The sequence below is a fragment of the Chitinophaga sp. W2I13 genome (genome assembly GCF_050434005.1).
GTDB lineage: Bacteria > Bacteroidota > Bacteroidia > Chitinophagales > Chitinophagaceae > Chitinophaga.
Genome location: NZ_JBNPWD010000001.1, coordinates 7333914 through 7349024, shown reverse-complemented (window position 1 = coordinate 7349024; position 15111 = coordinate 7333914). Strand labels below are relative to the sequence as shown.

Here is a 15111-nt window from a genome sequence, read left to right as displayed (position 1 = left end):
CCCTCGCTTTAATTGTATAGGAAGGAACTTGAATAGCAAAAGAATTTCATTTGCCTTATAGTACATAGAAAGCATACATTAATTTATTTTAAGAATAGATTATAGCGGGGATATGGCCCCGCTATTGGCGTTGGTTTAAGGCATATTGTAAACGGTGATATCCTGGCCGTGCTGCTGCATATAACAGTTGGAGATGAAAAGTATATTATTTAAGATCTCGCTACTACTTTCTTTCCGGAAGATGGCTGTTATCTTTTTATCTGACAGTGCGGATTGCGTTCCTTTTGCATAGTGTATAACCAGGTGATATCGTGCGGCTACCCTTTGCATTGCATCCGTGAGCGGCAGATCATTAAACACCAGTGAACCGCTCGTCCATTCTTGCGGATCACTGATTTTAATCTGTTGCCGTTTAAACGTATGGCTGCTTTTTTCGTAACCCATCACATCGCCCGGGTGAAGCCTTGTAGCCATATGATCAGCGCTGTCAGCAGATGCTACCGTAACCAGTCCGCTTACCAGCGACACTCTCACGGCTGCTTCCTGCGGGTAGGCCTCAATATTAAAGGTGGTACCCAACACACGGGTAGCTAGCTTATCTGTATACACCACAAATGGCCGGGAGGCATTTTGCGCCACATCAAAAAAAGCTTCTCCATCCAGTTTGATACTGCGCTGCCCTTTGCCGGTAAATGGCGTATAGGATAATTTACTGCCTGGCGCCAGCCACACCTTACTATTGTCAGGTAATACGGCTAGTTGGGGATTGTTATGATCATTATAAATGGTGGTCCAGGTAATGGGCGTCGTATGGTTCTTGTTCGTAATAAGCCAATATGTAGTTCCTGTTATCATGAATACTACAGCAGCCGCTATGCGCAGCCAGCTTTTCCGCCATTTCTGCGAAGCACATTCAACAGGAATAACCTGCTGCCTCCCATAGGTTTTCATTTCCAGTTGCATCAGCATACGCCGGGTAATGTCTTCCCCAATATTGCCGGCAGGCAGGTCATCCCATGATTGTTCCATAAGGGAAATGAATTCCTGATGGTCCCGTCCCGCCAGGTACTTAAGCACCTGTTGTTCTTCCTGTTGCGTGCATGTTCCGTCAAAGTATTTACTAAGCAAGGCTTTATCTATCATCATGAAGTGCATTTAAGATCTCCGCTAATAATAACACAGCACTGGCATACCAGAACCCTACCGCGAAAAGTGGAGTTAACATGGAGATAACATTGGTGAGTGGGCATGTGAATTAATCATTATCTTTTATAAGAGAAGCGGCAGAAGGTAAAACTTTTCCAACTTTGTAGCTCCCCGATAACGGGAAGTACCAGCAATATGGACATGCAATCACTTTACCTGGAGGAAAGGTTTAAGCGGATCTACCTGGACAATAAAGACCGCCTTTATTATTTTGTAAAACGATATACTAAAGATACCCTCGTGGTAGAAGACCTGGTGCAGGAGTGTTTTATTAAGGTATGGGATAACCTGCCCTCGCTGAAGGATGATGCGATGATCTATCCCTTGTTGCGCACCTATGTTTACCGTATAATAGTGAACCACAATCAGAAGGAAGCAAGGCGTTTGTTACGGGATATTGCCTTTAATGAGAAGCAACCGCTTTCTGTATCTTTCGAAGAAGACCTGATATTCAAAGATGGTTGGCGTAGTTTTCATGAAGTTATTAATTCCTTACCGGAGAAACGCCGTAAAATATTCCTCCTGAAACAACAACATGGCTATACTCACCAGGAAATTGCAGATCAGTTAAAGTTGAGTGTAAAAGCGATTGAAAAGCATCTAAACCTGGCCAACCAGGTACTTCGCAAGAAGTTTGTTGCGGATAAATTAGTGGTGGTATTGATATTATTGGGGATGCAGGCGGAGTTTATGTAGCGCCGGCAATTATGTGCAACTTATAGACATTGAATGAATAGTAGCTTCTCACCAGCGTTAAATACATTTCATTTCAGAGAAATGTATAAGTTTTACCGTTAAATGTTCAACTGCGTGACGAAAGGCTGATGGAACTTTGTGTTATAAAATTCAATGATTATGAACACAACAAATCAGCCATCAAAAATCGTCCTGGTGACCGGTGGCAGCCGGGGTATAGGGAAAAGCATTGCATTAAATGCGGCTAAACGTAATATCGGCGTCATCCTTACTTACAACAGCAATCCTGAACAAGGCCAGGCGGTAGCGGATACTATCAATGGTAATGGAGGAAAAGCTGTTGCTTTGCAGATGGATGCTGCTGAATTTAGCTCCATCAACGATTTCGTCGGCCAGGTTCAACAGGTACTTAAAAAAGAATGGAACCGGGAAGACTTCGACTACCTTGTAAATAATGCAGGGATCGCCCAGCGAACGCTCATTAAAGACACCACCCCGGAGATTTTCGACCAGCTCGTAAACGTAAATTTCAAAGGCGTATTTTTCCTGACGCAAAAGCTGATTCCCTTGATGAAGGAGGGCGGGCAGGTGATCAATATTTCATCTGGCCTTGCCCGCTTTGCTTTTCCCGGTGTTGCAGTGTATGGTGCGCTCAAAGCCGGGTTGGAAGGACTGACCAGGTATTTTGCCAAAGAATATGCGGAAAGGAAAATTCGTTTTAACAGTGTGGCGCCCGGCGCCATTGACACGGAGTTTGGCGGAGGAAAAGGGGATGAAAGTCACCGCCAGCAAATTGCCGGTATGACTGCCATCGGTCGCCTTGGCGAGGCGGATGATGTTGGCGCTTTTGTTGCATCACTTCTTTCAGACGACAGCCGCTTTGTAAATGCCCAGCGAATTGAGGTTAGCGGCGGTATCTTTATCTGATTAACGACAGCGGCCATCTGTCAGATGGCCGCTGTCGTTAATGATATCTCTTTTTTTGTTAAATTACTTTATGACAACACCAACGAAGTATATCGACATCGGATCGATTTCGGAATTGCATGATTTTTTTCATTATGATAAGCCACTGCACCCGTTGATAAGCGTGGTGGATTTGTCTAAAGTGGACCGGTCGCACCGGAAGGCAGGGGCGGCCTACCGGTTGGATTTATATTCCATTGCCTGCAAGAAAATAGAGGGCTCCTTTAAATATGGGCGTACTTCTTACGATTTCTCCGAAGGCTCATTGATGTTCACAGCTCCCCAGCAGGTTTTATCGCCCGGCATAGAGAATAAGGTGGAAGGCTGGGCAATTTATATCCACCCTGATTTTTTGCACACCAGCAGGGGACAAAAGCTGACCGGCTATTCTTTTTTTGGGTATGATACCAACGAATGCCTGCATATTTCGGATGCTGAAAAAAGTGTGCTGGAAGATTGTCTGAAGAATATCAGCAGGGAGATCTCGATGAATCTGGATACTCATTCACACCATCTTATCCTGACTAATCTTGAATTGATGTTATCCTATTGCGCAAGGTTTTACGATCGCCAGTTTTTTACAAGAACAAAGGCAAGCAATGATATTATAGAGAAATTTGACAGGATTTTGAATGACTATTTCGCCCAGGATACTCCAATAGCGTCCGGTGTACCGGATGTGAAATATTTCGCATCGCGTCTTCATCTCTCCGCCAATTATCTTTCGGATTTATTAAGCAAATATACCGGTAAGTCGACACAGGAGCACATTCATCTGAAGCTGATAGACAAGGCTAAATCCCTGTTGTGGGGCACCGACAACGCTATTGCAACAATAGCCTACGAGCTGGGATTTGAACACCCATCTCACTTTACAAAATTATTTAAAAGCAAAACCGGTTATTCACCGAGGGAATACCGGAACTTGAATTGAATGAACAAGGCCCGTTGCAAAGCGGGCCTTGTTCATTCAATTATTTAACTATTTGCATACATCAGGCGCTCAAATCAATAGGCAGGGTATAGATGCGTTTACCTATTGCGGCATAAATCGCATTACATAATGCGGGGGTGAAAGGCGGCACGGGAGGCTCGCCAATACCGGTTGGCTGGGCATCACTTTCTATGATGTGCACATGTATTTCTTTCGGTGACTCCGGCATCCGGATAATCTGGTAGCCGTCGAAATTGTTCTGTTCCACCTGCCCGTTTTTCAGGGTAATAGCACTCTTCAACGCAAAGCTGGCCGAAAATTGCGCACCTCCTTCAAACTGCGATTTGATCCTGTCGGTGTTTACGGCCGTACCACAATCGACCGCATAATGGACGCTTGGAATCGTGATTTTGTTATTCGCATCTACCTGTACTTCCACTACGCAGGCAACGTACGTTAAAAAACTCCGGTGCGCAGCAAAGCCAAGTGCGGAACCTTTGGGCATTGTTTTCCCCCATCCGGATTCCTTGGCAACCCGTTGGATAACGCCTTTCATCCGGCTGATTTCCCAGGGGTAATTGGCGATATCCTCTCCATAATTCGGATAAGTGGTTTTCACCAGTTCCTGGTTGAAGGTGATGTTACGGTCTTCTCCCAGAAGGTCAATGGCATTGGCAACAGCGTCCATTCCTCTTGCTTCCGCTACTTCGTCCAGCATGGTGGTAATCGCAAATGCCTGGGGAATGTTACGCACGGATCTCAGCCAGCCTATACGCATGTGTGACTTGGCATCATGCGTTTCTATTTGTATGGCAGACGCGTTATACGGGAAGTCGGAAGCACCCAGCGCCAGCTCTCCGTCACTGGGTTGCACCACGGAAATATCTTCTGTAGCCGAAATGGAGGGGTAGGCAATGTGGTGATTCCAGCCACTGAGCTTATTGTCGTGGTCAATGGTGGCAACAATGCGTTGTACGCTTAAAGCATGGTGGTAATCGTGATGGATGTCGTCTTCCCGGGTCCACTGTACTTTGATGGGAAGACCGGATTCTTTTGCGAGTATGGCTGCTTCCAGCATGAAATCGGGCTTGGACTTACGTCCGAAAGCGCCGCCCAGCAGGGTAACATTTATCTTTACCTTTTCTGCGGAAAATCCCAATGCTTCTGCAATGGCATCCCGCGCTCCCTGTGGGTTTTGCGTGCAGGCCCAAACTTCGCAGGTGCCATTTTTTACCACTGCGAGCGCGCAGGGCGGCTCCAGGGTGGCGTGGGCAAGGTGTGGCGCCACGTAGGTATGTTCAATCACTTTTTTAGCTCCCGATTTTGCGGCGTTAAAGTCGCCCCGCTTTCTGCGCACCGTTCCATTTTTCGCGACTTCCAGCTTTAATTCCTCGATCTGTTTGGCTGAATCATAGGTAGCATTAGGTCCCAGGTCCCATTGCACTTCCAGCAGATCGCGGGCTTTGATGGCTGCCCAGGTATTTTCAGCAATAACCGCCACACCACTCAGGGGTTTTGTTAAAGTAGCCGGAAGACCCGCGCCCTTAATGGCAATAACTTTGATCACCCCTGGTATGCTGCGGGCTTTTGTATCGTTAAACGACTTTACAGAACCGCCTACTACCGGGCACCTTTTTATAACCGCCACTTTCATGCCTTCTGTCACGGCATCTATTCCAAAAACGGCTTTGCCACTTACAATATCGTGCAGATCCACAATGGGAGTTGCTTTGCCAATCATATTAAAGCGGCTACGATCTTTCAGTTTCACATTGGCCGCAAGGGGAACCGGTAAAAGGTTGGCGGCGTCCACCAACTCGCCAAAACCCAGCTGCTTATTCGATTTTTTGTGAACCACCTGGCCGTTGGCCGTGTCGCATTCCTCTACGGGCACCTGCCATTTTTTTGCCGCCGCCTGCATGAGTAAAAGTTTGGCGATTGCTCCTGCCTCACGCATCGGCTTATAGAACATCCTTATGGAAAAGGAGCCATCTGTATTTTGATTGCCATATTTCTTTTCATCGCCTTCTGCCTGCACAATCTGAACCTTGCTCCAATCGGCTCCCAATTCATCTGCTATAACCAGTGGGAGGGAAGTCCGGATGCCCTGACCCATTTCAGAGCGGTGGGCAATGATGATCACTTCTCCGGCCGAAGTAATACGTAAATATACATTGGGAGCTAAAGTGGCAATCTTTTTTCCTTTTTCATTACAGCTAAAAATACTCACACCCAACACCAAACCTCCTGCGAGTAAACCACCTACTTTTAGAAAATCTCTTCTGGAAGCTCTGAAGATTTCCGATGCTACGGCATCGGTGTTCTTCTCAAATGGAGATATAACCTTCATGGATCTGTTCTTTTTGAATGACTGATTAATTAGACAGTAGCAGCACTTAGTATAGCTGCTTTAATCCTGTTGTAGGTGCCGCATCTGCAAAGATTGCCCTGCATCGCCTGTTCGACTTCCTGTTCGGACGGGTGCGGATTCTTTTTCAGCAAGGCTGCTGCATTCATGATTTGCCCGGTTTGACAGTAGCCGCATTGTGGCACGACCAGCTTTTCCCAGGCTTGCTGAACAGGATGATCCCCTTCTTCCGCCAACCCCTCAATGGTGGTAATCTTATCGGCGCCAACTGCAGAAACAGGATAACTGCAGGAGCGGATGGCCGTGTCATTGAGATGTACCGTGCAGGCGCCGCACAAGGCTTTGCCGCAACCGAACTTGGTTCCCTTTAAGCCAATGATATCCCGCAGCACCCATAACAATGGCATATCTTCTAACACATCCACTTCGTGTGTTTTGCCATTTACATGAATTGAATATTTAGCCATATTGCTTTATTTATTTAATCTTGATCTTGCATTGGAGGGTATATAGTACCTGGCAGGTAATGATCTGCACTTTAACATGAAAACAAAACTATTGATTAATATACTTAGGCAGTTAAGAAAAAGAAACGAATGATTATGATAATCAATCAATCGTCCTTCATCTGACAAGCAGTTATATCGATATTGAATATAATGAAAAAAGGCAACAATCTGTATTCTTACAACAAATAAGGCGGCGCGATATATCCGGAGTTTGAACAATAACAAAAATTGTCGCACAGGCATGACCGCCTGTCGTTGCCGGAGCTGAACTTTTGATCAATGGTAATACGGAAGAATCCCGGTGGGCGGAAAATGAGGGGTAGTCCGAAGCTTCGATGATTCCTTAGAAATGAATATTTTATAAAAAAAAGTATACCTAATATTTTGAAAAATAAAATAATTAAGTACTTTTGCACCCCATCGAATGGGGAATTTACCGGTTAAAACGGGACGTAGCGCAGCCCGGTAGCGCGCTTGCATGGGGTGCAAGAGGTCGCTGGTTCGAATCCAGTCGTCCCGACAAGCCTCAAAATCTTTATTAGTAAAGGTTTTGAGGCTTTTTTATTGCTGGTATTTTATACTTCCCTGCGTACGAGAAAGTAGCTGGAAAGCACAATACTTCACAAACAATTAAGCCCCGATAAATATCGGGGCCGTTTGTCTAACCTACAACTGATTACACTGTATGTGTTAGTGTTACCCATAAGTGTTCAGAAAGTATACATCTGCATTATGTTCAGGAGGAATATTGGCCAAACGCGGCCCATAATACCTTAGCAACCGGCACCTATCACGATTCAACTACAAAAATTAAGGTTGCCCGGAATGAGGCGGCTTTCTTGCTGCTTATGAAGTACCCTCGATGGAAGGCTGCTTACGATGACGGGAAAGGCGGACAAGTATACCATCCACAATCAGGTACATTGCGGGTACCACAAAGAGCGTGAGTATCATAGAACTTGTCAGCCCCCCAATGATTACCCAGGCCATTCCGTTTTTAATCTCAGCCGCGGCGCCTTTTGCCATTGCTATAGGTAACATGCCAAAAATCATCGCGAGCGTTGTCATTAAAATTGGGCGAAGCCTTTCCCTGCCTGCTTCTATCAGTGCTTCTACAGTTCCATGTCCCTCCTCTTTGAGTTTATTTGCAAAGTCGACAATGAGAATAGCATTTTTAGCGACTAACCCCAATAGCATAATCATCCCAATAATTGTAAAGATGTTTAATGTTTCCATAGTTAGCGCCAGTGCCAGTAATGCACCAACCAGTGCCACTGGTATCGAAAACAGCACTACAAATGGATACACCGCGTTTTCATAAAGCGCTACCATGATAAGATATACCAGTACGATTGCGGTGATAAGTGCCAGACCAAGGCTTCCAAAGGCATCTGCCTGATTCCTGGAATCTCCCAGGTACTCAATATTAACCCCTTCCGGCACCTTTATAGATTTTGTCTTAGCTTTGATTTCATCGGCTACAGTACCCGTTGGCCGCCCGGAAACGTTTGCCTGCACTGTAATAGACCCGAGCCGGTCAATACGCTGAAGAGTGGTTTCCCCCAGTGTTTCTTTAACATCCGCGAATTGCCGCAGCAGTATTGTCTGACCATTAGCGTTTACCACCGGCAGGTCCATTATATTGCTGATATCCGATTTGCTAAACTGATCCAGCCCTATCCTGATATCATACTCGTTCCCATTTTGTTTGAACTGGTTCTTATCATCCCCGCTAAAAGCATTCTGTAACGCAACACCAACAGCACTCGCATTGAGTCCAAGGAGACTCATTTTTTCCCTATTGAGCCTGATGTCCACCTCGGGTTTCCTGTCCTTTACCGACAGCTTTACAAACTGCGCTCCGGGAACATCTGCGACCACCTTCATATACTCCTGGGCAACCTGTCGAACGGCGCTCAGATCAACACCTTTGATGGCTATCTGTATCGGCGCATTGCTTACATTTCCGGTTATTGAAGTGGAGGCGACTGTAAACTTCACACCCTCTATGATAGTACTTAGTTCTTGCTGTAGATACATTCCGAGTTCCTCAGAACTTTTACTTCTCCCGTTCTTATCGACCAGGCCAACCGTCAGTTCAGCCAGGTTAGCATTTGCAGATGCTCCAGCCACACTTCCACTCACAAATCCTATGCTGGAGAAGATCTTCTTCACCTCTGGTTGTTCCCGGATAATCTTTTCCGCCTGCTGAACCTTCATATTAGTCTTGTAAATACTTGCTGTTGGCTCCAGTTCCATATTCAGGATCAAATCACTTTGATCCGCTTTAGGAATAAACGCGGCGCCGATAAACCCCATCGGGACCAACGCAATTGATCCAAAAATCAGGCACATTACAAGTATCAGTAACCATCTCTTTTTTCTTAATACTGCTCTTAATAACCTGCCATATTCCTCTTTTATCATTTCGATAAAGTACTCGAACTTCAAATTAATCCTTCCCCAAATACTTTTTGCAGACAGCTGCTCCAGTTTACCAAACCTGCTTGCCAGCACAGGTGTGATGGTAAATGATACGAAGAGGCTCATTAGTGTTGAAAAAACAACGACGAGGGAAAATTCCCGTAAAATTGCTCCAATCATCCCGCCTGCTAATGCCAACGGCAGAAACACCACCACATCCACCAATGTGATAGATAAGGCTGTAAAACCAATCTCATTTCGTCCTTCCAGTGCAGCCTTCCGGCGATCCGCCCCCATCTCCATATGGCGGTAAATATTCTCCAGAACCACAATTGAATCATCCACAAGTATCCCCACCACCAAAGACATTGCCATTAGCGTCATTAAATTCAAGGAAAATCCCATCAGATACATGGCGATAAATGTAGGAATGATAGAAGATGGAAGAGCGATCAGTACAAATGACGCACTTCTTATACTATGGAGGAAAGCCAACATTACAATACCTACAATTATTACAGCCAAAAACAGATCGAACATAACTGCATTAGCTGCATGCAATGTATACACGCTCTGATCCGAGGAAACATTAAACAGCAGTTTCTGCCCCGAGTATTGTTTCTCTAGCTCACGAAAGCACTTCTTTACCCGATCGCTTACTGCCACTGCATTTGCATCACTCTGCTTAATGATTTGGATACCAATTGATGGAATCCCATCTATGTGGTTGATGGCGGTAGGCTTTGCCGTCCCATCTGACACATCCGCAACATCTCCTAACTTTATGGTACCCTGAGTTGGGTGTTGTAAAATGATCAGATTACGAAGCTCCCCGATCGAATCCACATTTGCATCGTAGCGGATGGAAAGCTGTTTGTTTGTTGTTTCAATGCTCCCTGCAGGAAATGAAAGGTTCGCTTTACCGATCGCATTTGTCACCTGTCCAATGGAAAGCCCATAAGCCATAAGCCTATCCTGCATTACATTTACCTGAATCTCCCGTTTTTCTCCCCCGATAATGTTAACCTGCCCCACTCCGGGAACGTTCTGTAATATTGGGCGCAACTGGTTATCAACCAGGTCAAAAATTTTCCGCGGAGGCAGGTTCCCCGTAACGCCGGCCTTAATAACCGGCGTTTCATCCAGGTTAACTTTACTTATCCCCGGCTTTTCAGCATCAAGTGGTAACTGACTAATAATTTGATCGGCTTTTCGCTGAACATCACGTTCTGCTTTATCGATATCGGTTCCCGATCTGAAAGAAATTGTAATTATTGAAAGATTCTCCTGGGAAGTTGAACTAATTTGATCCAATCCCTCAACTGAGGAAACCGCATCTTCCAATTTTTTTGTAACATTGGTTTGAACTTCAGCAGCTGCAGCCCCTGGATAGATTGTGCTGACAGAAACCGTAGGAACATCAATTTTGGGCAGGAGATTGTAATTTAAACCCAGGTACGACTGGACACCAAACAGGATCAGTACAGTAAAGATCACAATCAGCAGTAGTGGCCGTTTTATGGCGATTTCAGTAATTGACATACATCTTATTCTTTACTTAATAACATTAATCAAGGCACTGTCTTTCAGGTTAACCTGACCAGAAATAACCACCTTATCCTTGTCTTCCAAACCACCCAGTACCTCCAGTTCATCCCCATAATTTCTACCTACGCTGATTTCCCGCCGGATAGCCTTGCCATTTATCACCACATAAACAGCTGCATTAGTAGTGCTTTCGATTAAGGCCTCCCGCGAAACAAGTAATACTTTCCGTTCAGTTTTCTTTGAGAAATCGACATTAACAAATGTACCTGCAAGCAGCGGCATGGATTTATCATTCGGTGCAGTAATCTCAACCTGATAATTGAATGCCTGGTTAGCCTGGGGACTAATGAAAATCACTACGCCGGGAATAATTCTTCCTGGATAAACAGCTGTGGTGATACCAATTTTCTGGCCTTTAGCCACCTTGTAAACTTCATCCTCAGTCAGATTTACCTGTACTTTCAGCAACGACATATTCACTATTGAAGCCACTTCCGTTCCGGCCGCTATGAATATGCCCTGTTCAACCGGTTTGGAAGCAATAATGCCATCATCCGGCGCTTTAATACTCGCATCGGCTATCTGTTTTCGTATCTGTTGAGCAAGATTCAATGCGTCATTATAGCTTTGTTGCATACTCTCCACCTTTTCAAGGGTGACGGCGTTTCCTGCCAACAGTTCCCTGTAATTATTAATATCCCTCTCCAACTTTGCAACATTCGTTTCTGCCTTTTGCAGATCTAGCGCAAGCAACCTGCTATCAACAATAGCGAGTAACTGGCCCTTTCTTACATGGTCGCCCAGGTTGAACATCACTTTCTGTAACTGGCCGCCGGAAGCAGAGAACACCCTGGACGCTCTTAAAGGCGCCAGCGCGCCAGTTTTCACCAGCGGTTCCAGCATAATCTCCGACTTCACATTGGAGGTAGTGACAGGTATACGAATGTCTTCAATCTTAGCAGGCGAATTTTTCTCTGCAATTTTGGTTTTATTGTATGCTAACTTAAACACAATGGCAATTAACATTGCAGTAATAACCAGTATCAATACGATTCTTTTTTTCATCCCAGTTAAAGAGAATTTAAAAATGTTTTCAATGTACCTGCGGCTTTCTCAAGATCAACCCGAGCCTGGTAGTAGTTGTAGATAGCGTTCAGATAATTGTTTTGTGCTGACTTGAGGGAATTCTGGGTAATTAACCAGTCATTCAAATCAGTAGTGCCTTTCTGAAATTGAAGATTTGTTACCTTAAATACTGATTCGGCCAGGTCCATATTTCGTTTATCGTTTTCCATATTGGTCCGGGTTTGGGCAACTTTCGTCCGGGCATTTTCAAATTCAACGCTGAACTTACTCTCGGAAAGCTTCAAACTCTCCTCTGCATTGATCCGATTCAACACAGCCTGCTTATGTCTGGCATTACGTTTATAGAAGTCCAAGATCGGAATTGTAAGTTTTAAGCCGACTGTCGAATATGGCAATAATTCATCATAGGCCCCTCTCAATTTTTCGCCAAATCCAACAGCGCCATAACGCACATATCCCGTTAATTTGGGTAGTCCTTCGGCTTTAATGCAAGCCTGTTCTATCTCTAATAATCTGATATTAGCGGATGATATCCGATAGTCAATCCGGGCTGCCGGAGAAAAACGCACCAGCGAATCCTCCGGACCAGCCAGCGGTGCTATAGCATCAACCAGATTAACGGGAAGTTTATCATCAATGGGATATCCCATCTCGAATTTCAATTGATTCTCCGCCAATTGAAAATTACTCTCAGCTACCCTGATCTGTGACATAGTGTTATTGAAATCCACGGACACCTTATCCAGGTCCTTCTGTAATACAACACCTTTAACCACTTGCAGCCGGTATATATCCATCTGTCGTTCATATGTTTTGCTGTTAAATTCTAACAGCAGAATTTGTTGCCGGTAAACCAGCAATTGAAAAAAGGCAGCGCTAATATTGTAGATAATTGATTCCTGACTCTGTTGAATATTGAGATCCGCCAGTTCCCTATTGAACTTATTTGCTTTAAGCCCTGTCAACAATGACTGATCGTATAATACCTGGTCAAGTTGTGCAACGGCATTCGAGTTAAATTTTTGGGTAAGGGACACCTTGATTTCATTGGGTCCGAGAACTCCAGCTGGAATAACATTTTGCTGCAATTTGAGATTGTTGTCCAACATTGAAGTAAGGCTCACTTTGGGGAGATAATCTGCAAGAACCTCCCTGGCTTTAGCATCGGCAGCTATCTTCTGATTCGCATAAATGCTGGCATTCCGGTTATTTTGCAGACCATACGCTATACAATGCTTCAATGTCCAGCTCTCCTGGGCCTCAGCTTTGACATAGATGCAAAAGATCATTAGCATTAGAAAATTTTTAGCCATACATTCTAACTTATTCCTTCGTCTGTAAAAGGATTTCTGATAAATGATGCTAAAATAGTCCACAGGAGAACGGCTTAAATTCATTTTATACCAAACCGGCTGGTTTTTATACAAAAGGAGATAATAGTAACCAATAGGGTGTTGTGAAGCTATCGTATCGCTAATCGGGAGGGTAAAATTTCATCAAGGCTTCTTCTGGCTGAAAGCGCCTTTTGATACAGCAGGGAAATGCGTATGCTACCTGTTCGCAATCTTTTTTGTTACAAATTCATTGAAAAAGAAATCCCTGTAAGTATTTCCGATGGGAATTTCGTTTGTACCTATGTACACTGTGTTATTATCCACAGAATCGATATGCTTAACATTAATGACATAGGATTTGCTTACTCTCACAAACATATCTTTTGGTAATTGATCGTAGATAGTTTTGATATTCATCGCCGTAATTACTTTCTGATTTTCGCTATGCATCACGACATAGTCTTTTAAACCCTGAATAAAAAGTATGTTATTAAAATAGATTTTAAAAATTCTCCGGTCTGCTTTCACAAAGAAAAAGTCGTCTGCTACCTGTTCAATATTGTTATCGGCGTAGTCCGCCTTGAATAATTTGGAGTAGGTGCGGGCTTTCTCAACCGCTTTTTGAAAACGGTCCGATTTTACGGGTTTTATCAGGTAGTCAATCGCATCTACTTCATAGCTGTCGGTAGCAAATTCAGAATAGGCGGTTGTGAAAATCACAAATGTTTCTTTCGGAATGGTTCGGGCAAATTCAATTCCGTTTATTCCCGGCATTTGTATGTCAAGGAAAATTAATTCAACTGTATTGTTTTCTATAAAATTTTTGGCGGCTTCGGGGCTGTTGAACGAACCGATTAAATCTAAATCATCGGTTTGGTCAATCAACATCTCTATGGCTTCTCTTGCGAGTGGTTCATCATCTATAATAATGCAGTTCATAATTTATACGCTTTACTATATAACGAAATTATCGTTTGCGATATTTGAATTTGATCACGTTCATCGCCATCGGCTCGTTATTGATTACTATGCAAGTTATAGCTTTATAGTTAAGGTTACGCAATACCTTTCTGAATCATCTTCGATATTTAAACGATGTGTTGCCGGGAACAAAAGTTCCAGTCTTCGTTTGATATTTGCCAGCCCCAATCCGCCTGTATTATTAACGGATTTAAGCACAGGTTTGGAATTGATACATTTAAAGAAAAGTTCATCGTTTCTAACATCGAAATACAGGTTTACATAAGATGCTTTTGTTGCATCATTGTTGTGCTTTACCGCATTTTCCACAAACGAAATGAACAGCAAAGGAGGGATTTGCACGCCGCTCAGATCTCCCTCTTTTGAAATCAGGAAATCAAAACTATCCCGCCTTACTTTCTCCAAATTTAAAAAATCTTCCAAGAAATGAATATCCGAAGTCAACAACACCTTATCTCTTGCACTGTCATAAAGTTGGTAGCGAAGTAAATCGCTCAACTTCATTAAAACCTGCGAGGCTTTTTCGGGATCTTTCTTTGTCAGAACATTGGCATTGTTGAGCATATTAAATAAAAAATGCGGGTTGATCTGGTTTTTCAATTGTTCCAGTTCTGCATCAGTTTTCGACTGTTTCAGCTCGTAGATCAATTGCTTGTCCATCATTCCCTTCTGAAACAGTTTTATGGAAGATGACGCTGCTAACAGCAGTACAGTAAGGAAGGAAAAAAGTGGAATATTCAGCGCATTTTCTTTATTAATAGGATTAAAAAAATAGCCACAAACAGCCATTACAACCAGGATGATGATCACTGATAAGCAGTATTTGATATTCTTATTCCTGAACAAAAGCTTTGGTACCAGTACGTACATATTTACATAAAATAATATTATAAAATATACAAATATCGCTATCGGGTTGGCAATTACGGAAGCGCTGTTGTACAATACACTACCTATAAAAACAATGAGCAGCAAATGACGGAATATCCTGAGGTCAGGTGAAATCAGGAAACGAAACAGCACGTTTTCGCTAATAAGCTGTTGATGGTTAAAATCATT

Annotated in this window: 11 protein-coding genes and 1 tRNA gene; 4 read left to right on the top strand and 8 right to left on the bottom strand. The window is 43.7% G+C overall.

Going from position 1 to position 15111, the window contains the following annotated elements:
* Positions 1-135: 135 nt before the first annotated feature.
* Positions 136-1146, bottom strand: a complete 1011-nt coding sequence (locus QFZ48_RS30000) for a FecR family protein (RefSeq protein ID WP_429065115.1) — start codon at positions 1144-1146, stop codon at positions 136-138.
* 195 nt (positions 1147-1341) lie between these two features.
* Here QFZ48_RS30000 and QFZ48_RS29995 point away from each other — a divergent pair, with 195 nt between their 5' ends.
* From QFZ48_RS29995 to QFZ48_RS29985, 3 genes are all read left to right on the top strand, one after another.
* A complete protein-coding gene (locus QFZ48_RS29995) occupies positions 1342-1902 on the top strand; it encodes a sigma-70 family RNA polymerase sigma factor (RefSeq protein ID WP_429065113.1) in 561 nt (186 codons plus the stop codon).
* A gap of 159 nt (positions 1903-2061) precedes the next feature.
* Entirely contained in the window at positions 2062-2829 is a 768-nt protein-coding gene (locus tag QFZ48_RS29990; protein ID WP_429065111.1) for an SDR family NAD(P)-dependent oxidoreductase, read from the top strand.
* A 70-nt stretch (positions 2830-2899) separates the two neighbouring features.
* A complete protein-coding gene (locus QFZ48_RS29985) occupies positions 2900-3802 on the top strand; it encodes a helix-turn-helix domain-containing protein (RefSeq protein ID WP_429065110.1) in 903 nt (300 codons plus the stop codon).
* 61 nt (positions 3803-3863) lie between these two features.
* Here QFZ48_RS29985 and QFZ48_RS29980 read toward each other — a convergent pair whose 3' ends face one another.
* Together QFZ48_RS29980 and QFZ48_RS29975 are read right to left on the bottom strand one after the other, a co-directional pair.
* Positions 3864-6152, bottom strand: coding sequence for a molybdopterin cofactor-binding domain-containing protein (locus QFZ48_RS29980; RefSeq protein WP_429065108.1), 2289 nt, complete (start codon positions 6150-6152; stop codon positions 3864-3866).
* Positions 6153-6181: 29 nt separating this feature from the next.
* Positions 6182-6637, bottom strand: a complete 456-nt coding sequence (locus tag QFZ48_RS29975; protein ID WP_370912998.1) for a (2Fe-2S)-binding protein — start codon at positions 6635-6637, stop codon at positions 6182-6184.
* A 488-nt stretch (positions 6638-7125) separates the two neighbouring features.
* Between QFZ48_RS29975 and QFZ48_RS29970 the strand changes: the two genes are divergently transcribed.
* Positions 7126-7199: transfer RNA gene (locus QFZ48_RS29970), tRNA-Pro, on the top strand.
* A 326-nt stretch (positions 7200-7525) separates the two neighbouring features.
* On the opposite strand, the gene QFZ48_RS29965 is transcribed toward QFZ48_RS29970, so the two are convergent.
* The 5 genes from QFZ48_RS29965 to QFZ48_RS29945 all read right to left on the bottom strand — a co-directional run bounded on the left by QFZ48_RS29965 (position 7526) and on the right by QFZ48_RS29945 (position 14862).
* Entirely contained in the window at positions 7526-10645 is a 3120-nt protein-coding gene (locus tag QFZ48_RS29965; protein WP_429065106.1) for an efflux RND transporter permease subunit, read from the bottom strand.
* A gap of 12 nt (positions 10646-10657) precedes the next feature.
* Positions 10658-11716: an efflux RND transporter periplasmic adaptor subunit gene (locus QFZ48_RS29960; RefSeq protein ID WP_429047111.1), complete on the bottom strand. Its 1059-nt coding sequence runs from the start codon at positions 11714-11716 to the stop codon at positions 10658-10660.
* A gap of 5 nt (positions 11717-11721) precedes the next feature.
* Positions 11722-13050 carry a TolC family protein gene (locus QFZ48_RS29955; protein WP_429065105.1) on the bottom strand — a complete coding sequence of 443 codons (1329 nt, stop codon included), beginning with the start codon at positions 13048-13050 and terminating at the stop codon, positions 11722-11724.
* A 237-nt stretch (positions 13051-13287) separates the two neighbouring features.
* Positions 13288-14010 carry a LytR/AlgR family response regulator transcription factor gene (locus QFZ48_RS29950; RefSeq protein ID WP_429047115.1) on the bottom strand — a complete coding sequence of 241 codons (723 nt, stop codon included), beginning with the start codon at positions 14008-14010 and terminating at the stop codon, positions 13288-13290.
* A gap of 96 nt (positions 14011-14106) precedes the next feature.
* On the bottom strand, positions 14107-14862 hold the full coding sequence (locus QFZ48_RS29945; RefSeq protein WP_429065103.1) for a sensor histidine kinase: 756 nt from the start codon (positions 14860-14862) through the stop codon (positions 14107-14109).
* Between the last annotated feature and the right edge of the window lie 249 nt (positions 14863-15111).

Coding starts and splice junctions, on each gene's coding strand:
- QFZ48_RS29990 (WP_429065111.1), top strand. CDS start 2,062: ATGAACACAACAAATCAGCCATCAAAAATCGTCCTGGTGACCGGTGGC.
- QFZ48_RS29955 (WP_429065105.1), bottom strand. CDS start 13,050: ATGGCTAAAAATTTTCTAATGCTAATGATCTTTTGCATCTATGTCAAA.
- QFZ48_RS29965 (WP_429065106.1), bottom strand. CDS start 10,645: ATGTCAATTACTGAAATCGCCATAAAACGGCCACTACTGCTGATTGTG.
- QFZ48_RS29995 (WP_429065113.1), top strand. CDS start 1,342: ATGGACATGCAATCACTTTACCTGGAGGAAAGGTTTAAGCGGATCTAC.
- QFZ48_RS29980 (WP_429065108.1), bottom strand. CDS start 6,152: ATGAAGGTTATATCTCCATTTGAGAAGAACACCGATGCCGTAGCATCG.
- QFZ48_RS29985 (WP_429065110.1), top strand. CDS start 2,900: ATGACAACACCAACGAAGTATATCGACATCGGATCGATTTCGGAATTG.
- QFZ48_RS29975 (WP_370912998.1), bottom strand. CDS start 6,637: ATGGCTAAATATTCAATTCATGTAAATGGCAAAACACACGAAGTGGAT.
- QFZ48_RS29960 (WP_429047111.1), bottom strand. CDS start 11,716: ATGAAAAAAAGAATCGTATTGATACTGGTTATTACTGCAATGTTAATT.
- QFZ48_RS30000 (WP_429065115.1), bottom strand. CDS start 1,146: ATGATGATAGATAAAGCCTTGCTTAGTAAATACTTTGACGGAACATGC.
- QFZ48_RS29950 (WP_429047115.1), bottom strand. CDS start 14,010: ATGAACTGCATTATTATAGATGATGAACCACTCGCAAGAGAAGCCATA.